This is a genomic window from Pantoea sp. Morm, from assembly GCF_016643525.1.
In the GTDB taxonomy this organism is placed as follows: domain Bacteria; phylum Pseudomonadota; class Gammaproteobacteria; order Enterobacterales; family Enterobacteriaceae; genus Pantoea; species Pantoea dispersa.
Genome location: NZ_VOQX01000006.1, coordinates 1 through 17,410 on the forward strand (window position 1 = coordinate 1; position 17,410 = coordinate 17,410).

15 protein-coding genes and 7 tRNA genes are annotated in these 17,410 nt (G+C 56.5%); 1 reads left to right on the top strand and 21 read right to left on the bottom strand.

Translation table 11 applies throughout. The features are described 5' to 3' along the window. The 10 genes from FT726_RS03415 to miaB form a co-directional block, all read right to left on the bottom strand. On the bottom strand, positions 1-210 hold a 210-nt coding region (locus FT726_RS03415; protein ID WP_346302401.1), incomplete at its 3' end, for a hypothetical protein. Positions 211-411: 201 nt separating this feature from the next. Beyond that, positions 412-1,137, bottom strand: coding sequence for an amino acid ABC transporter ATP-binding protein (locus FT726_RS03420; protein ID WP_058757895.1), 726 nt, complete (start codon positions 1,135-1,137; stop codon positions 412-414). Beyond that, the gene (gltK, locus tag FT726_RS03425; protein ID WP_021508575.1) at positions 1,138-1,815 is read right to left on the bottom strand and encodes a glutamate/aspartate ABC transporter permease GltK; all 678 of its coding nucleotides are present in this window, start codon (positions 1,813-1,815) and stop codon (positions 1,138-1,140) included. Next, positions 1,815-2,555, bottom strand: coding sequence for an amino acid ABC transporter permease (locus FT726_RS03430; RefSeq protein WP_021508574.1), 741 nt, complete (start codon positions 2,553-2,555; stop codon positions 1,815-1,817). Before FT726_RS03430 ends, gltK begins: the two co-directional genes overlap by 1 nt. A 161-nt stretch (positions 2,556-2,716) precedes the next feature. Then, positions 2,717-3,610, bottom strand: coding sequence for a glutamate/aspartate ABC transporter substrate-binding protein (locus FT726_RS03435; protein WP_021508573.1), 894 nt, complete (start codon positions 3,608-3,610; stop codon positions 2,717-2,719). A gap of 436 nt (positions 3,611-4,046) precedes the next feature. Further along, on the bottom strand, positions 4,047-5,573 hold the full coding sequence (gene lnt, locus FT726_RS03440; RefSeq protein ID WP_346302402.1) for an apolipoprotein N-acyltransferase: 1,527 nt from the start codon (positions 5,571-5,573) through the stop codon (positions 4,047-4,049). Positions 5,574-5,577: 4 nt separating this feature from the next. Next, positions 5,578-6,459, bottom strand: coding sequence for a CNNM family magnesium/cobalt transport protein CorC (gene corC / locus FT726_RS03445; RefSeq protein ID WP_021508571.1), 882 nt, complete (start codon positions 6,457-6,459; stop codon positions 5,578-5,580). Between the two features lie 82 nt (positions 6,460-6,541). Continuing rightward, positions 6,542-7,015 carry an rRNA maturation RNase YbeY gene (gene ybeY / locus FT726_RS03450; RefSeq protein ID WP_010616134.1) on the bottom strand — a complete coding sequence of 158 codons (474 nt, stop codon included), beginning with the start codon at positions 7,013-7,015 and terminating at the stop codon, positions 6,542-6,544. Next, the gene (locus FT726_RS03455; protein ID WP_058757893.1) at positions 7,012-8,085 is read right to left on the bottom strand and encodes a PhoH family protein; all 1,074 of its coding nucleotides are present in this window, start codon (positions 8,083-8,085) and stop codon (positions 7,012-7,014) included. The genes ybeY and FT726_RS03455 overlap by 4 nt, the downstream gene beginning before the upstream one ends. Positions 8,086-8,290: 205 nt before the next feature. Beyond that, the gene (gene miaB / locus FT726_RS03460) at positions 8,291-9,715 is read right to left on the bottom strand and encodes a tRNA (N6-isopentenyl adenosine(37)-C2)-methylthiotransferase MiaB (RefSeq protein ID WP_021508568.1); all 1,425 of its coding nucleotides are present in this window, start codon (positions 9,713-9,715) and stop codon (positions 8,291-8,293) included. Between the two features lie 330 nt (positions 9,716-10,045). On the opposite strand from miaB, the gene ubiF reads away from it, so the two are divergent. Further along, positions 10,046-11,218: a 3-demethoxyubiquinol 3-hydroxylase gene (gene ubiF / locus FT726_RS03465; protein ID WP_288422807.1), complete on the top strand. Its 1,173-nt coding sequence runs from the start codon at positions 10,046-10,048 to the stop codon at positions 11,216-11,218. Between the two features lie 106 nt (positions 11,219-11,324). Here the strand turns inward: ubiF and FT726_RS03470 are convergent. From FT726_RS03470 to nagA, 11 genes are all read right to left on the bottom strand, one after another. Continuing rightward, positions 11,325-11,399 (bottom strand) — tRNA-Gln (locus FT726_RS03470). Positions 11,400-11,427: 28 nt separating this feature from the next. Continuing rightward, a tRNA-Gln gene (locus tag FT726_RS03475) sits at positions 11,428-11,502 on the bottom strand. A gap of 7 nt (positions 11,503-11,509) precedes the next feature. Next, positions 11,510-11,586, bottom strand: a tRNA-Met gene (locus FT726_RS03480). Between the two features lie 29 nt (positions 11,587-11,615). Then, positions 11,616-11,690 (bottom strand) — tRNA-Gln (locus tag FT726_RS03485). A gap of 34 nt (positions 11,691-11,724) precedes the next feature. Then, a tRNA-Gln gene (locus tag FT726_RS03490) sits at positions 11,725-11,799 on the bottom strand. A gap of 21 nt (positions 11,800-11,820) precedes the next feature. Next, positions 11,821-11,905 (bottom strand) — tRNA-Leu (locus tag FT726_RS03495). A gap of 7 nt (positions 11,906-11,912) precedes the next feature. Beyond that, positions 11,913-11,989: transfer RNA gene (locus FT726_RS03500), tRNA-Met, on the bottom strand. A 216-nt stretch (positions 11,990-12,205) separates the two neighbouring features. Further along, a complete protein-coding gene (gene asnB / locus FT726_RS03505) occupies positions 12,206-13,873 on the bottom strand; it encodes an asparagine synthase B (protein ID WP_059012579.1) in 1,668 nt (555 codons plus the stop codon). 339 nt (positions 13,874-14,212) lie between these two features. Next, on the bottom strand, positions 14,213-14,965 hold the full coding sequence (locus FT726_RS03510) for an HAD-IIA family hydrolase (protein WP_021508565.1): 753 nt from the start codon (positions 14,963-14,965) through the stop codon (positions 14,213-14,215). Between the two features lie 41 nt (positions 14,966-15,006). Next, complete coding sequence (locus tag FT726_RS03515; protein ID WP_058757890.1) at positions 15,007-16,227, bottom strand: N-acetylglucosamine repressor; 1,221 nt, start codon at positions 16,225-16,227, stop codon at positions 15,007-15,009. Positions 16,228-16,234: 7 nt separating this feature from the next. Next, positions 16,235-17,383 (bottom strand): N-acetylglucosamine-6-phosphate deacetylase, encoded by a 1,149-nt coding sequence (nagA, locus tag FT726_RS03520; protein ID WP_278427566.1) that lies wholly within the window; start codon positions 17,381-17,383, stop codon positions 16,235-16,237. Between the last annotated feature and the right edge of the window lie 27 nt (positions 17,384-17,410).

Here is a 17,410-nt window from a genome sequence, read left to right on the forward strand (position 1 = left end):
ACCCGGGCGATTTACACCCCGGAAAGCCTGACGCGCTGCCCGGAGTGCGGCCACGATCAGTTCCAGCGTCAGCCGTTTGAGCCCTGAATTATCACCGTGCTCTGAAGCAAAAAAAGTATTGTTGCTGAAGGCGTGCGGACTGCCAGAAGGGAACCTGAACACGCCCGGATCGGCAAAACCCGCATCCCTGCGTGCCTCGACACGCGGCATCCCTGCCGCGTGACGTCCGGCTTAGTTCAGGATCCCTTCTGCCGTAAAAAACAGGTGCGGCGGTATGCGCGCATTTAGTTACCGCGATGATGAAGCTTAATGGTGCGCATCACAGCAGCAATATATCGATTTTGGTGAAGGGCAGGAGGGGCAAGATAAGCCCTGACGCTGGCGGTCCGTGGACCGCCAGAATGGTGAGTATCAGTGCAGGATCTTCGCGAGGAAGTCTTTGGCGCGGTCGGACTGCGGATTGCTGAAGAAGTCATCCTTGTTGGTATCTTCAACGATCTTCCCTTCGTCCATAAAGATGACACGATTCGCCACTTTGCGTGCAAAGCCCATCTCGTGCGTCACCACCATCATCGTCATGCCTTCGTTGGCTAATTCCACCATGACGTCCAGCACTTCGTTGATCATCTCCGGATCCAGTGCGGAAGTCGGTTCATCGAACAGCATGGCGATAGGATCCATGCACAGCGCACGGGCGATGGCGACGCGCTGCTGCTGACCGCCAGACAGCTGACCAGGGAATTTCTCCGCATGCGCCGCCAGACCCACGCGCTTCAGCAGGGCAAGGCCCTTGTCGCGCGCGGCAGTTTTGTCGCGCTTCAGCACTTTCACCTGCGCCAGCACCAGGTTATCAATGATGCTGAGATGCGGGAACAGTTCGAAGTGCTGGAACACCATGCCCACTTTGCTGCGCAGTTGGGCGAGATTGGTTTTTTTGTTGTTCACCTCGGTACCGTTCACCTGAATGCTGCCCTGCTGCACAGGCTCCAGCCCGTTCACCGTTTTAATCAGCGTCGATTTACCCGAGCCGGACGGTCCGCAGACCACCACTACCTCACCTTTCTTCACTTCGGTGGAGCAGTCGGTCAGCACCTGAAAGTGCCCATACCACTTAGAAACATTTTTCAGGCTAATCATTTAAACCGTCCTTTTTCTTTTCAGATAACTGACCAACAGCGAAGCGCTCAGGCTGATCACGAAGTAGACCAGACCGGCAAACAGAACCATTTCTACCTGGGTACCGTCACGTTCACCGATAGTGGACGCGGTGCGGAAGAAGTCCGCCAGGCTCAACACATACACCAGCGAGGTGTCCTGGAACAGCACGATGCCCTGCGTCAGCAGCAGCGGCACCATGGCGCGGAACGCCTGCGGCAGGATGATCAGCTTCATCGACTGCCACTGCGTCATACCCAGCGCCAGCGCCGCGTTGGACTGACCGCGCGAGATGCTCTGGATACCGGCGCGGATAATCTCCGAATAGTAAGCGGCTTCAAACAGCGCAAACGCCACCATGGCGGAGATCAGGCGGATATCGGTTTTTGGCGACAGTCCAAGCACCTGCTGCAGAAAGCTGGGAACCACCAGATAGAACCACAGCAGCACCATCACCAGCGGTACCGAGCGGAACAGGTTCACGTACAGTTTGGCGAACCAGCGGATCGGGGCGAACGCGGACAAACGCATCACCGCCAGAATGGTGCCCCAGATAATGCCAAACACCACCGCCACCGCCGTGATTTTCAGCGTAATGATCATGCCGTTCAGCAGATAGGGCAGGCTGGGCGGAATCGAACTCCAGTCAAAATCGTACATTATTTGCCTCCCAGGTTGCCGGGCAGGCGGATTTTGCGTTCTACCAGACTCATAATCAGCATGATCACCAGGTTAATACCGACGTAGGCCAGGGTGATAGCGGTGAAAGATTCATAGGCATGCGCCGAGTAATCCAGCAGCTTGCCCGCCTGCGCCGCCAGGTCGACCAGACCGATGGTAGAGGCGATGGCGGAGTTCTTCACCAGGTTAAGCATTTCCGAGGTCATCGGCGGCACAATCACGCGGTAGGCGTTAGGCAGCAGCACGTAGCGGTAGGTCTGCGGCAGTGTCAGGCCCATCGCCAGACCGGCGTTTTTCTGGCCGCGCGGCAGCGACTGAATCGCGGCGCGCACCTGCTCACACACGCGTGCGGCGGTGAACAGACCGAGACAGATGGTTGAAGAGAGGAAAAACTGGATGTTCGGGTCCAGTTCAGCCTTAAACCACATGCCGAGCTTCTCCCCGACCAGTTCTGGCGCCACCAGATACCAGAAGAAGAACTGCACTATCAGCGGGATATTACGAAACAGCTCCACGTAGCAGGTGCCAATCGTGGACAGCCAGCGATTAGGCACGGTACGCAGAATGCCAAAGAAGGAACCTACCAGGAAGGCGATAATCCAGGCGCAGCAGGAGACCGCGACGGTCACCTGAAATCCGGACCACAGCCAGCCGAGGTAAGTCGTATTGCCGAACGGAGCCTGCTGTAAAAAGATGCCCCAGTTCCAATCGATACCCATAACGAGCTCCGGTAAAAAAAGGGTAGCGAGGCTACCCATAAGATTGTTGAGCGGTGTCTTGTGTCCTGCTTCAGGGGAACGGCCTGTTACAGTCTGTCTGTCCGCACCGCGTGTTCAGCAATCGAGAGGGCAGCAGTGCCGCCCTTGTTTTCATTGTTAATTCAGAGTGCTTTGTCGTTCGGTGCTTTAAACAGCGCCTGCATGTCAGAAGACAGCTCGAAGTTCAGGTTCAGGTTCTTCGGCGGAATTGGCTGTTTGAACCAGGTATCGAACCATTTGGTGGCTTCACCCGATGTCTGCGCTTTGGCGATGGTGTCATCCATCAGCTGTTTAAACGGCGCATCGTCTTTACGCAGCATGCAGCCATAAGCTTCTTTGGACTGCGGCGTACCAGTGATTTCCCAGTTATCCGGTTTCTTCGCCTTGGCACGTTCACCGGCCAGCAGCGCGTCATCCATCATGAAGGCCACTGCGCGACCGGTTTCCAGCGTGCGGAACGAGTCACCGTGATCTTTCGCGCTGATGATGCGCATATCCATTTTCTTCTCGTCATTCAGCTTGCGCAGCAGAATCTCAGAGGTGGTGCCCGAGGTGACGACCACGGTTTTGCCTTTCAGATCGGCGAAATCTTTAATGTCGCCACCTTTTTTCACCAGCAGACGCGTACCGATGATGAAGATGGTGTCAGAGAACGCCGCCTGCTGCTGACGTTCTACGTTATTGGTGGTCGAGCCACACTCGAAATCGTAGGTGCCGTTCTGCAGCAGCGGAATACGGTTTTGTGAGGTGATCGGCAGCATTTTGACCTGCAGATCCGGCTTATTCAGTTTCGCTTTGATGGCGGCAACAATGGCGTTGGAGTAGTCCTGCGAATAGCCCACCACTTTCTGCTGGTTGTCGTAGTAAGAAAAGGGAACGGATGACTCACGGTGCCCCACGACAATCACGCCACTATCATTGATTTTTTTCAGGGTGCCGGTGAGATCTTCCGCCTGGGCCGCGCCCGCTGCTGCGCCCAACAGCAGAAGCGATAATGCCACTTTGCGAATCTGCATGTTCCTACTCCTTCGTGTGAATGTTGCGCAGAACATAAACTGCGCAGATTGTGATGTTGTGTGTATTTCCTGCTGCTTTTTTAATTATCCCTTAGCGCAACTGCGCGCAGGATAGTGATTAACATAGCGAATTGTTAACGTAATGAAACAAAAAAGTTCGTTTTTTGCGAGCCGCTCCGCACCAATAAGAGGCAAAAAACAGCCTCTGCGCCAATTAAGTGCGCTTCGGTGCCAGATAATAGTGCGCAAACGTGGCATTACGCTGACAAATCACCGATGTTGCTAAAACCACTGAAATAATTAGCAATGATCGTGCCAGTACGCGGAGAGCGGGCAAAAAGGCAGCAGAAAGTGGCGGTGACTAAGGATAAAGGGAGCGGAAAACTGCGCAGAAAAAAGGCGAAGCCAGCGCTTCGCCTGGTGAGAGGGCGGGATATCAGGCGCGGCGGCGTAAAATCGCCAGCACGATGCCCGCCAGCGTCAGCAGCCATACCGGCCAGATACCGACGCGTGCATACGGCGTTTCTCCGCTGGCAGGCGTGACTGTTGCGCTCAGCACTTCGCGGGTGAACTGCGGGATGATGTTCTCCACGTCTCCCTGCGCATTCACCACTGCGGTAACACCGTTGTTGGTTGAGCGCAGCAGCGGGCGACCCAGCTCCAGCGCGCGCATGCGTGCCATCTGGAAATGCTGCCACGGACCAATCGAATGACCGAACCAGGCATCGTTCGATACCGTCAGCAGGAAGTTGGTGTCCGGACGGAAGTTAGCGCGCACCTGTTCGCCCAGCACGATCTCATAGCAAATGGCGCTGGTGAGGTTGTAACCCGCCACTTTCAGCTGCGGCTGCAGGTAGGCGCCACGGCTGAACGAGGACATCGGCAGGTCGAAGAACGGCGCCAGCGGACGCAGCAGACCTTCCAGCGGCACAAACTCGCCAAACGGCACCAGGTGGTTTTTCTGGTAGCGGTTGCGGCTCTGATAGCTGTAAGGCTGCGCGCCGCCCAGCACAATCACCGAGTTGTAATCGTGATAGCGGTTATCGCTCTCCACGCGCGAATCAACAATGCCGGTGATCAGCGTGCTGCCGCGCGCGCGCAGTTCGTCATCCAGCGCATGCAGAAACGGCTGCTGATTACTCTCCAGATCGGTAATTGCCGACTCCGGCCAGATGATGATTGGCGCTTTGCCGAAAAACGGCTTGCTGTATGCGGTATAGACGCGCAGCGTGGTCAGCAGCTGCTGCGGATCCCACTTCATTGACTGCGGAATATTGCCCTGCACCATCGCTACATTGACGCTGCGCTGCGGCAGCGGCTCATACCACTGCAGCATCCGCAGTGGCCACGGCAGCAGCAGCAGCGCGACGGCGATAATCAGGTTTTTCACGCTGCGGTGGTAGCAGGCCGAGGCCAGCAGGCCGGCAATCACCATTAGCAGGAAGGTGATGGTTTCCACGCCAGCCAGCGGCGCCAGGCCTTTCAGCGGCCCATCGATCTGGCTGTAGCCAAACTGCAGCCACGGAAAGCCGGTCAGCACCCAGCCGCGCAGAAACTCGGTGATCTGCCACAGCGCCGGTGCCGCCAGCGCCATGCGCCACAGCGTGGCCCGCGGCCAGAAGCGGTTCAGCAGCAGGGCAAACAGCAGCGGGTAGAGCGCCAGATAGGCGGCGAGCAGCACCACGAGGAACACATTGACCGGGCCGGGCATGCCGCCAAACGTCGCAATGCTGACGTACACCCAGTTGATGCCGCTGCCGAACAGGCCAAAGCCCCAGGCAAAACCGATGCCTGCCGCATGGGCGCTGCGGCGATCCAGCAACAGCAGCTGCAAACCGGCCAGAGAGAGCAGGGCGGCGGGCCAGAAATCATACGGGGAAAAGGAAAGGGTGCCCGCGGCACCCAGAATTAACGCCAGCAGCAGGCGAACCCGCTGCTGCGAGTAGAGAGAGGCTAATGCCATAAAATTATTCGTCTTCCAGTTGCGGTTGCGGAGAGTCTTCCGGAATTTTCACATGCACCTGGATGATACGGCGGCTGTCAGCCATCGCAACTTTGAATTGGTAACCCTCAATGTCGATGCTTTCACCGCGCGCCGGCAGATGGCCGAATCCCTGCATCACCAGACCGCCAATGGTATCGACTTCGTCATCGCTGAAATCGCTACCAAATACCTCATTGAAATCCTCAATCGGCGTCAGCGCACGCACCGTATAGGTGTGGCGGTTGAGCTGACGGATATCGCGATCTTCTTCGTCGTCATATTCGTCTTCAATTTCGCCGACGATCAGCTCAAGGATATCTTCGATGGTCACCAGTCCGGAGACACCACCGAACTCATCAATGACGATCGCCATATGATAGCGCTGCGAGCGGAACTCTTTGAGCATGCGATCGACGCGCTTGCTCTCAGGCACCACCACCACCGGGCGCAGCACTTTTTCCATGCTGAATGGCTCGGCGCTGCTGCTCATAAACGGCAGCAGATCTTTCGCCATCAGAATGCCTTCAACATGGTCTTTATCTTCGCTGATCACCGGGAAGCGCGAGTGGGCAGATTCAATAATCACCGCCAGGCACTCTTCAAGGCTCTGGTTGCGCTTCAGGGTAATCATCTGCGAGCGCGGGATCATGATGTCGCGCACGCGCTGTTCGGCAATATCCAGCACCCCTTCCAGCATGTCGCGGGTGTCCTGGTCGATCAGCTCTTTTTGCTCAGAATCGCGGATCAGCCCCAGCAGTTCGTCACGGTTTTTGGGTTCGCCGTGGAAAAGCTGATTGATTAACAGGGAGAAAAAACCCTTTTTACTACTGGGTGCGTCGTTGTTTTGAGAATGGTCGTCGCTCATGGCGTTTTTATTTAGTTCTCTCGAATGAGGGAAAGGAACTGCCGGCATCCTCGCCAGCAGCGCAATGTCCTGAACCGGCGGTTCAGGCGTCTTCTTTTTCCGAAATGTACGGATCGGGATAGCCAAGAGCAAGCATTATCTCGGTCTCGAGCGCTTCCATCTCTTCAGCTTCCTCGTCTTCAATATGGTCATAACCCAGCAGATGCAGCGTGCCGTGAACCACCATGTGTGCCCAGTGCGCTTCAGGGCTTTTGCCCTGTTCGGCCGCTTCCTGCTCAACAACCTGACGACAAATAATCAGGTCGCCCAGCAGCGGCAGCTCAATGCCCGGCGGTGCTTCGAACGGAAACGACAGCACATTAGTTGGCTTATCTTTGCCGCGATAAGTCAGATTAAGCTCATGACTCTCCGCTTCATCGACCAGCCGTATCGTGACTTCGCTCTCAGGCTGAAACGGCGTGACCGCCGCCTCCAGCCAGCGCTGAAACGCCGCTTCTGCGGGCAGGCCGTTTTCATCGGCACATGCCAGCTGCAAATCTAAAATCACCGTGCTCATGAAGGCTCCTGCGGCGTCGGCTGGCTGGCAGTTTGTGCCGCCTGCGCCTCACGCTTACGCTCTTCCGCCAGTTTATCACGGCGTTTCTGGTCCGCTTCTTCCCAGGCTTCATAAGCATTAACAATGCGTGCGACCACCGGATGACGCACCACGTCTTCGCTGTGGAAAAAGTTGAAGCTGATCTCTTCCACGTTGGCCAGCACTTCAATGGCGTGGCGCAGACCGGATTTGGTGCTGCGCGGCAGGTCAATCTGCGTCACGTCACCGGTAATCACCGCTTTGGAGTTGAAGCCGATACGCGTCAGGAACATCTTCATCTGTTCGATGGTGGTGTTCTGGCTCTCATCGAGAATCACGAACGCGTCATTCAGCGTACGGCCGCGCATGTAGGCCAGCGGCGCGACTTCAATCACGTTGCGCTCCATCAGCTTCTCGACGCGCTCGAAGCCCAGCATTTCAAACAGGGCGTCATACAGCGGACGCAGGTAAGGATCGACTTTCTGACTGAGATCGCCGGGCAGGAAGCCGAGCTTTTCGCCGGCTTCGACCGCCGGACGCGTCAGCAGAATACGGCGAATTTCCTGCCGCTCCAGCGCATCCACCGCGGCGGCGACCGCCAGATAGGTTTTCCCGGTCCCGGCCGGCCCAATGCCGAAGGTGATGTCGTGATCGAGAATATTGGCGATGTACTGCGCCTGGTTTGGCGTACGCGGTTTAATCACGCCGCGCTTGGTCTTGATGTTTACCGCTTTACCGTACTCCGGCACGCTGTCGGCCGTCTGCTCCAGCACGCGACTCTCTTTGATCGCCAGATGGATCTGATCCGGTTCAATGTCCGGGATCTGGCCGCGCACCGGCGCGGTATCAACATACAGCGAACGCAGAATATTGGCGGCCGCCTCGACACTCAGCGCGCGGCCGACCAGCTTAAACAGGTTGTCGCGGCGATTGATCTCAATGCCCAGACGGCGCTCCAGCTGTTTTACGTTGTCATCAAACGGACCGCACAGGCTCATCAGTCGACGATTGTCTGCCGGTTCAAGGGCGATTTCACGAGTTTCGATATTCAAATGAATCCTTTGGGTCACTCAGGGCCAGTTGAAAGAAATAGCAGATACCGTACGCCAGGCGTCAGCATCTTTACGGAATTATTTATGGGGTCGCGCCCGGGCGCAAGCTTCAGGGGAGATATTTGGGCGGCAGCTGCGGAAAGCAAGGGCTGCGGGATGAAACAGGCGACAGCGCGTTGTGCGCTGTCGCTCAGTAATCGCGGTCTCAAGGTTGATACAGGCCCACGCCGATCTCATCCTCTTTACGCGTACGCGCAATCACCGATGCCGGACTCTCCGCGACGCGCAGGCCCATCTCCTCTTCGGTGCGAACCACGACGCCACGCAGCGAATTGGTATAAACATCGACGATTTCGACATCAACAAATTTACCGATCATGCGCACGTCGCCTTCAAAGTTGACTACGCGGTTGTTTTCGGTACGGCCGGTCAGCTCCATCACATTCTTACGTGAGGTACCTTCCACCAGAATACGCTGAACGGTACCAAGCATGCGGCGGCTCCATGCCATCGCCTGCTGATTGATGCGATCCTGCAAAATGTACAGACGCTGCTTCTTCTCCTCTTCCGGCACGTCGTCCGGCAGATCGGCCGCTGGCGTCCCCGGACGCGCCGAATAGATAAAGCTGAAGCTGGTGTCGAAATTAACTTCGCCGATGAGCTTCATGGTCTGCTCGAAATCCTGCTGGGTTTCGCCCGGGAAGCCAATGATGAAATCTGAACTGATCTGGATATCCGGGCGCGCGGCCACCAGCTTACGGATAATCGCTTTGTACTCCAGCGCAGTGTGCGCTCGCTTCATCAGCGTCAGAATACGATCGGCACCGCTCTGCACTGGCAGGTGCAGGAAGCTCACCAGCTCCGGCGTATCACGATAAACGTCGATGATGTCGTCGGTGAACTCAATCGGATGGCTGGTGGTGAAACGAATCCGGTCAATTCCGTCAATCGCGGCCACCAGACGCAGCAGCTCGGCAAAGGTACAAATCTGGTCGTCAAAGGTCGCGCCGCGATAAGCGTTGACGTTCTGCCCCAGCAGATTCACTTCACGCACGCCCTGCGCCGCCAGCTGGGCAACTTCCAGCAGGATGTCATCGCAGGGACGGCTCACTTCCTCGCCGCGCGTATAAGGCACCACGCAGAAAGTGCAATACTTATTGCAGCCTTCCATGATCGAGACAAAAGCAGTCGGACCTTCAGCGCGCGGCTCCGGCAGGCGATCAAACTTTTCGATTTCCGGGAACGAGACGTCAACAATCGGGCTTTTGCTGCCGCGCACCTGATTAATCATCTCCGGCAGACGATGCAGCGTCTGCGGGCCAAAAACGATGTCCACGCACTGCGCGCGCTGGCGAATTTTATCGCCCTCCTGCGAAGCCACACAGCCGCCCACGCCAATAATCAGCTCAGGATTCTTCGCCTTCAGCTTCTTCCAACGTCCCAGCAAGTGAAACACTTTTTCCTGCGCCTTCTCACGGATGGAGCAGGTATTCAGCAGCAGTACGTCTGCGTCTTCGGCTTCCTCCGTCAGGGTATAGCCGTGCGTGCTGTTCAGTAGGTCAGCCATCTTCGATGAATCATATTCGTTCATCTGACAGCCCCAGGTTTTGATATGCAGTTTTTTGGTCATTGAACTAGCCATTGATTCTGAGCAGAGAAGTGCAGGGCGCGTATTGTAATGCTTTGGCGCGGGTGTGACCAGCATGCCCGTCATACTTCGCACGCCAGGTGCGTTGGCTGCGCGCGGCTCCCCCGGTCACTTACTGATGTAAGCTCCCGGGGAGATCCTTGCATTGAGGGCATGATGCCCGGTTATATTTCATACGCCAGGTGCGTTAAACATGCACGGCTGAAGCACAAGGTTAGCAGGGCTTTTCTGCTGGTGCGGTAAATTTCCGGTACACTTTGCCACATAGAGTGCTGCCGCAAGGCGTCACGGCAATCAGAAGGATAAGAGTCAATGCAGGATTCACAGTTTGATGTGGTGGTGGTGGGCGGCGGCATGGTCGGTGCCGCGCTGGCCTGTGGTCTGGCGCAACAGCAGTTTCGCGTGGCGGTGATTGAGCGTGCTGAACCGGCCGCGTTTGACGCCAGCCTGGCGCCGGATATACGCATCTCCGCAATTGGTGCGTCATCGGTGGCGCTGCTGCGCCAGCTCAATGTCTGGCCGCGTGTCCAGGCGATGCGCAGCGCGCCCTACCGCAAGCTGGAAACCTGGGAGTGGCAAAGCGCACACGTCACCTTTGACGCGGCTGCACTGGGCATTCCCGAGCTGGGCTATATGGTGGAAAACAGCGTGCTGCAGCGCGCGCTGTGGGAGCAGATGCAGCAGGATGGCGTAACGCTGCTGTGTCCAGCCTCACTGCAGGCGCTGCAGGCGCATAGCGGCGGCTGGCAGCTGCAGCTGGATGACGGGAGCACGCTGGATAGCCAGCTGGTGGTGGGGGCCGATGGTGCTAATTCGCGCGTGCGCCAGCTGGCGGGTATCGGCGTGCGCGGCTGGAACTATGCGCAATCCTGCATGCTAATCAGCGTTGAGTGTGAACACGAGGCCGGCGATGCCACCTGGCAGCAATTTACGCCGGACGGACCGCGCGCGTTTCTGCCGCTGTTCGATCGCCACGCTTCGCTGGTGTGGTACGACGCGCCGGCGCGGATCCGTCAGCTGCAAAATCTGCCGCTCAGCCAGCTGGCCAAAGAAGTACAGGCCAACTTCCCGGCGCGTGTCGGCCGCTTCGAGGTGAAGAACGCGGCGTCGTTTCCGCTGGTGCGCCGCCATGCCACACGCTACGTGCTGCCGGGCCTGGCGCTGGTCGGTGATGCTGCACACACCATCAATCCGCTGGCCGGGCAAGGGGTTAATCTCGGCTACCGCGATGTGGATGCGTTGATTGATACGCTGGTGGACGCGCGCAGTCAGGCGCAGCGCTGGTCATCGCTGCCGGTTCTGCAGCGTTATCACCGTCAGCGCTACAAAGATAATTTGCTGATGCAGGGCGGTATGGATCTGTTCTACTTCGCCTTTAGCAACGCGCTGCCGCCGCTGCGTGTGGTGCGTAACCTTGGACTGATTGCGGCAGAGAATGCTGGCGTGCTCAAGCGTCAGGTGCTGCGTTACGCGCTGGGGTTGTAAACACACCGGGCGCCGCAATCGTGGCGGCGCCATCTGTTGTATAAGGCGTGAAATTGAGGAACGACAAAAACAACAAAGCCCGCAAAAGCGGGCCTGTTGTGCAATTTGGCTGGGGTGCAGGGATTCGAACCCCGGAATGCCGGAATCAGAATCCGGTGCCTTACCGCTTGGCGACACCCCAATAGGTGTTTGGTCAAATTGTCTTTGTATGGCTGGGGTGCAGGGATTCGAACCCCGGAATGGTGGAATCAGAATCCACTGCCTTACCGCTTGGCGACACCCCAATTTGTTTGGTGGCTACGACGGGAATCGAACCTGTGACCCCATCATTATGAGTGATGTGCTCTAACCGACTGAGCTACGTAGCCAGATTGTACTGCTTTACTGCGCCCGATGATGGCTGGGATACCTGGATTCGAACCAGGGAATGCCGGTATCAAAAACCGGTGCCTTACCGCTTGGCGATATCCCATTCGTCGACTCGTATCCACGAGAGTGCATCGGATTGGCTGGGGTACCTGGATTCGAACCAGGGAATGCCGGTATCAAAAACCGGTGCCTTACCGCTTGGCGATACCCCATCCGGCTGCCGAAGACTGAAATGGTGCGGGAGGCGAGACTTGAACTCGCACACCTTGCGGCGCCAGAACCTAAATCTGGTGCGTCTACCAATTTCGCCACTCCCGCAAAAAGATGGTGGCTACGACGGGAATCGAACCTGTGACCCCATCATTATGAGTGATGTGCTCTAACCAACTGAGCTACGTAGCCATCTTTTTTCGCGTTACCTTCATCGGCGTTGCGGGGCGCATTATGCGTATTGAGCTTTGTAGCGTCAACAAATTTTTTGCCGTTTTTTGCCTTAACGCGCCTGTTTGTCTGGCTTGTAACCAGGCTGATGATTTATTCGGCAATTTTCGATCGTATCCGCGTCAGATGCAAGAAAAAGGGGCCACAATGGGCCCCTTATACGCATAAAGAAAATGCTTATTTGTACGCTGACTGATGCACGCCTACCGCACGGCCAGACGGATCGTCCATCGATTTAAACGCTTCATCCCACTCAATGGCTTTCGCCGACGAACAGGCCACGGATGGACCGCCCGGCACGCACTCTGCCGCGCTTGGCAGTGGGAACAGCTCCTCAAAGATCTCGCGGTACAGATACGCTTCTTTCGAGGTTGGCGTGTTGTGCGGGAAGCGGAAATGTGCGGTCGCCAGCTGCTGCTCGCTAATCTGCTTCGCCGCCACTTCTTTCAGCGTGTCAATCCAGCTGTAGCCTACGCCATCAGAGAACTGCTCTTTCTGACGCCACGCCACGCTCTCCGGCAGGTAAGAGGAGAAACACTCACGCAGAATGTGTTTTTCCATTTTGCCGTTGCTGCCGCACATTTTGTCTTCCGGGTTGATGCGCATCGCGACATCAAGGAATTTTTTATCAAGGAACGGCACACGTGCTTCCACGCCCCACGCCGACATCGCTTTGTTAGCGCGCGCGCAGTCAAACATGTGCAGTGCCAGCAGCTTACGCACGTTTTCTTCGTGGAACTCCTGGGCGTTCGGTGCTTTATGGAAGTAGAGGTAACCACCAAACACTTCGTCCGCGCCTTCACCGGACAGCACCATTTTGATGCCCATCGCTTTGATTTTACGCGACATCAGATACATTGGCGTCGACGCGCGAATGGTGGTCACATCGTAGGTTTCGATGTGGTAAATCACATCGCGGATCGCATCCAGACCTTCCTGCACGGTGAAGTGAATTTCATGGTGCACGGTACCGAGGTGATCGGCCACCGCCTGCGCCGCTTTCAGATCCGGCGATCCTTCCAGACCGACGGCAAACGAGTGCAGCTGCGGCCACCATGCATCGCTCTTGTCCTGATCTTCCACACGTTTGGCGGCAAAGCGCTTGGTCACCGCAGAGATGATGGAAGAGTCGAGGCCGCCGGACAGCAGCACGCCGTACGGTACGTCTGACATCAGGTGACTCTTCACTGACTCTTCCAGCGCGTGCTTCAGGCCAGCGGCATCGGTGGTGTTTTGCGCCACGGCGGCAAAATCCATCCAGTCACGCTGCCAGTAACGACGGATTTCGCCATCGGTGCTGGAGAGGTAGCTTCCCGGCGGGAATTCTTTGATGCTGCGGCACACCGGCACCAGCGCTTTCATTTCAGAAGCAACATACAGGTTGCCGTGCTCATCGTTGCCCATATAGAGCGGAATAATACCGATGTGATCGCGGCCAATCAGATACTGCTGTTTGACGCTGTCCCACAGAATGAAGGCGAACATGCCCTGCAGGTCGTCGAGGAAGTCGAGGCCTTTTTCCTGATACAGCGCGAGGATGACTTCGCAGTCTGAACCCGTCTGGAACGCGTAGCGATCGCTCAGTTCCGCGCGCAGCGCCTGGTGGTTATAAATTTCGCCGTTAACAGCCAGTACGTGGGTGTGATCCGCGTTGTACAGCGGCTGGGCGCCGTTGTTCACGTCAACGATGGACAGGCGCTCGTGCACCAGAATGGCTTTGTCATCAGCGAAGACACCTGACCAGTCCGGGCCGCGGTGACGCATCAGACGCGAACATTCCAGCGCTTTCTTGCGCAGTTCAACAGGATCGGTCTTCAGATCCAGCACACCAAAAATCGAACACATAACTGACTCCTGATCTCACCCTGTGGCGATGTTATTGACTTGTTTGTCCGGCAGACTGCGCTGCGTGATGTATAAGAAAATGCGCTAATTGATAGTGGTAACGCAAGCGAAATCACCAAATACTGATAAAAAGATTGTTGGTGTGAAGTAATGTTGAATTTTATTCAAAAATTTAACTATTAAATTAGATGGTGTCTAATGAATTGTCAGAAGTGATGGTTTTGTGCGCAACCGATGAGGCCGCGTCAGCGGCTGAATCACAGCGCTATGCCAGACACATAAAAAAGCCCTGCACACCGTAACGGCGAGCAGGGCCATAAGCAGACAGCATGACGCGAATCAGAACAGGTCGATATCAGCCACGGAAGGGTAGATCCAGTCCGGACGGAACGGCATGGCGTCGATATCGCTCAGCGTAGAGACGCCGGACAGCACCAGAATGGTTTCCAGACCGGCCTGGAAGCCAGCCAGAATATCGGTGCGCAGGTTATCGCCCACAATCACCGTCTCTTCTGAATGCGCATGCATTTTATTCAGTGCGGCGCGCATGATGTAAGGGCTGGGCTTACCGACATAAAACGGTTTGCGGCCGGAAATGGTTTCGATACCGGCACAGAGCGCGCCACAGGCCGGCACAAAGCCGCGTGCGTGGGTATCAGGATTGGTCGCGATAAAACGTGCACCGTTGGCCACAAAGAAGGCGGCTTTATGCATCATCTCCCAGTTAAACGATCGCGTCTCGCCGACGATGACGAAATCCGGGTTGACGTCAGTGATGGTAAAACCGGCTTTATACAGTTCATGAATCAGCGCGCCTTCACCAATCACGTAGGCTTTTTTGCCCTCCTGACGACGCAGGAAATCCGCGGTGGCCATGGCGGAGGTGTAAAACACCGAATCCGGGATGTCGACGCCGGCGTTGGCAAAGCGGTTGGCCAGATCCTGCGCAGTTTGTGATGGATAGTTGGTCAGTACCACCAGCGGCATCTCTTTTTCCAGAATGCGCTGCAGGAATTCGTTTGCGCCTTTCACGGCGGTATTGTCGTGCATCAACACGCCGTCGATGTCACAGATTACGCTTTTGATGGTCATAGATGGCTTCCGGTCGGGCCTGCCAGCCGGCAGGCTTTCTATTATTCTTCCAGCAGGTGCTGCAGCAGAATGCCATTCAGCATAGCGCGTTTTGCCAGCGCGAAAGCGCCAATTGCCGAACGATGGTCCAGCTCAGACCGCACCACGGGCAGATTTTTGCGAAACGCGTTCAACGCCTGGGTGTTAATGCAGCCCTCAATCGCCGGGAACAGCACTTTATCGGCATCGGTAATTTCGCCGGCCAGCACCACTTTTTGCGGGTTAAACAGGTTAATGGCGATAGCGATCGCTTTGCCGAGATAGCGGCCAACGTACTCGATCACTTCGCAGGCCAGCGCGTCGCCCTGATTGGCGGCGCGGCAGATTTGCGGCATCTGGCAATCATCCAGCGTCAGGCTGCTGGGATAACCCTGATTGAGCAGGTGGCGCACGCGGTTCTCAATCGCGCCATTGGCGGCAATGGTTTCGAGGCAGCCAAAGTTGCCACAGTGGCAGCGTTCGCCGAGCGGATCGACCTGAATATGACCAATCTCACCCACGTTGCCATTGCTGCCGAGGAAAATGTGGCCGTTCGCGATGATGCCGGCGCCGGTTCCGCGGTGTAAACGCACCAGAATGGAGTCTGCACAGTCGCGGCTTGCACCGAAATAGTGCTCAGCCAGCGCCAGGCTGCGGATATCGTGCCCGACAAAACTGGTGACGTTAAAGCGTTTTTTCAGGCTCGCCACCAGCGGCCAGTGGCTGACGGCAATGTGCGGCATGTAGCGAATGATGCCGTTAATCGGGTCGACCAGCCCCGGCAGGATCACCGCGATAGCGATCAGCTCATGAATTTTACGCTGGTGCGTGCTCATAAAGGCACTGATGGCGTTGAACAGCGCGTTCTCCAGCGTCTCCTGGGTGCGCTCCGGCAGCGGATAATCTTCCTGCGCCAGCGATTTTCCGCTGAGATCAAACAGCGTCAGCGTGGCATCGTTGCGCCCCAGGCGCACGCCGATGGTATGAAAATGGCGGGTTTCGGTGATGATGGAGATGGCGCGGCGCCCACCGGTGGAGGCCTGTTGCTCCACCTCTTTGATGAGGCCGCGTTCGATAAGCTGACGGGTAATTTTGGTGACGCTGGCGGGCGCAAGCTGGCTGAGTTCGGCAATCTGAATACGCGAAATCGGCCCCTGTTGATCAATCAGCCGGTAAACAGCTGCACTGTTAAGTTGTTTGACAAGATCGACATTTCCTATTTGAGTCTGGCCGCCAGTGGTCATTCAGTACTTACTCGCTGAGGACGTTGTCTCCGTTGACGAACGTCTTAGTGATTTGATAATCGCGGGTAAAGACAGTGAGGTTGGCGACTTTTCCTGCTTCCACCGTACCAAACTGCCTTTCCACACCCATTGCCCTTGCCGGATACAGGGTCGCCATGCGCAGCGCTTCGTCCAGCGCGATACCACAATGTTCCACGCTATTCTGCACCGCTTCAATCATGGTCAGCGCAGATCCGCTCAGGGTACCGTTCTCATCTACGCACAGGCCGTCGCGATAGTATATTGTTTTACCTGCAAAAATGAATTGATCAATCGACGCACCGGCCGGCGCGGTGGCATCGGTCACCAGCACCAGTTTGTCGCCTTTGATTCGTTTTGCATTGCGCACGTTAGCGTAATTGACATGTAAACCGTCTGCAATAATGCCGCAGTATACATCAGCCGAATCAAACAGCGCACCGATAAGACCTGGCTCACGACCGCTAAAGGCGCTCATGGCGTTATACAGGTGGGTGGCAAAGGTGACGCCCGCGCTGATGCCCGCTTTGGCTTCGGCATAGGTGGCATTGGAGTGACCAGATGACACAATAATCCCGGCGTCACGCAGCTGGCGAATCACCGCGCTGCCCGCATTTTCCGGCGCCAGCGTAACTTTGGTGATGACGTCAGCGTTGGCGCACAGGAAATCCACCAGTTCCGCATCCGGCAAACGAATCAGCTGCGGATTGTGAGTACCTTTCTTCTCTTTATTCAGCCACGGACCTTCCAGATGCAGGCCCAGCGCCTGATTCTGATGCTTCGCCAGGTAAGCACGCATGGTTTCAATTGCGCGCTTCATCAGTTCATCACTGCTGGTAATCAGCGTCGGTAAATAGCTGGTGCAGCCGGATTTTTCATTGGCACGCTGCATGATCTCCAGCGTTTCCACGCTCAGGGCATTGATGTCGTCGTTGAACTGCACGCCGCCGCAGCCGTTGAGCTGCAGGTCGATAAATCCGGGAGCGATGAACGCACCAGCCACATCCTGTTGTGGAATCGCGGCGTCCAGCGCATCGCGCGGGCAGACACGCTCAATCAGGCCATTGGCAATCACCACGGCGTGATTGTCCAGAACTTCATGACCGGTAAAAATCCGGCCGTTAACTAATGCGTACATCATCTCTTCTCCCGGCTGAACCTGCTG

Coding starts and splice junctions, on each gene's coding strand:
- miaB (WP_021508568.1), bottom strand. CDS start 9,715: ATGACCAAAAAACTGCATATCAAAACCTGGGGCTGTCAGATGAACGAA.
- FT726_RS03510 (WP_021508565.1), bottom strand. CDS start 14,965: ATGACCATCAAAAGCGTAATCTGTGACATCGACGGCGTGTTGATGCAC.
- lnt (WP_346302402.1), bottom strand. CDS start 5,573: ATGGCATTAGCCTCTCTCTACTCGCAGCAGCGGGTTCGCCTGCTGCTG.
- ubiF (WP_288422807.1), top strand. CDS start 10,046: ATGCAGGATTCACAGTTTGATGTGGTGGTGGTGGGCGGCGGCATGGTC.
- ybeY (WP_010616134.1), bottom strand. CDS start 7,015: ATGAGCACGGTGATTTTAGATTTGCAGCTGGCATGTGCCGATGAAAAC.
- FT726_RS03430 (WP_021508574.1), bottom strand. CDS start 2,555: ATGGGTATCGATTGGAACTGGGGCATCTTTTTACAGCAGGCTCCGTTC.
- asnB (WP_059012579.1), bottom strand. CDS start 13,873: ATGTGTTCGATTTTTGGTGTGCTGGATCTGAAGACCGATCCTGTTGAA.
- corC (WP_021508571.1), bottom strand. CDS start 6,459: ATGAGCGACGACCATTCTCAAAACAACGACGCACCCAGTAGTAAAAAG.
- gltK (WP_021508575.1), bottom strand. CDS start 1,815: ATGTACGATTTTGACTGGAGTTCGATTCCGCCCAGCCTGCCCTATCTG.
- nagA (WP_278427566.1), bottom strand. CDS start 17,383: ATGTACGCATTAGTTAACGGCCGGATTTTTACCGGTCATGAAGTTCTG.
- FT726_RS03435 (WP_021508573.1), bottom strand. CDS start 3,610: ATGCAGATTCGCAAAGTGGCATTATCGCTTCTGCTGTTGGGCGCAGCA.
- FT726_RS03420 (WP_058757895.1), bottom strand. CDS start 1,137: ATGATTAGCCTGAAAAATGTTTCTAAGTGGTATGGGCACTTTCAGGTG.
- FT726_RS03515 (WP_058757890.1), bottom strand. CDS start 16,227: ATGACCACTGGCGGCCAGACTCAAATAGGAAATGTCGATCTTGTCAAA.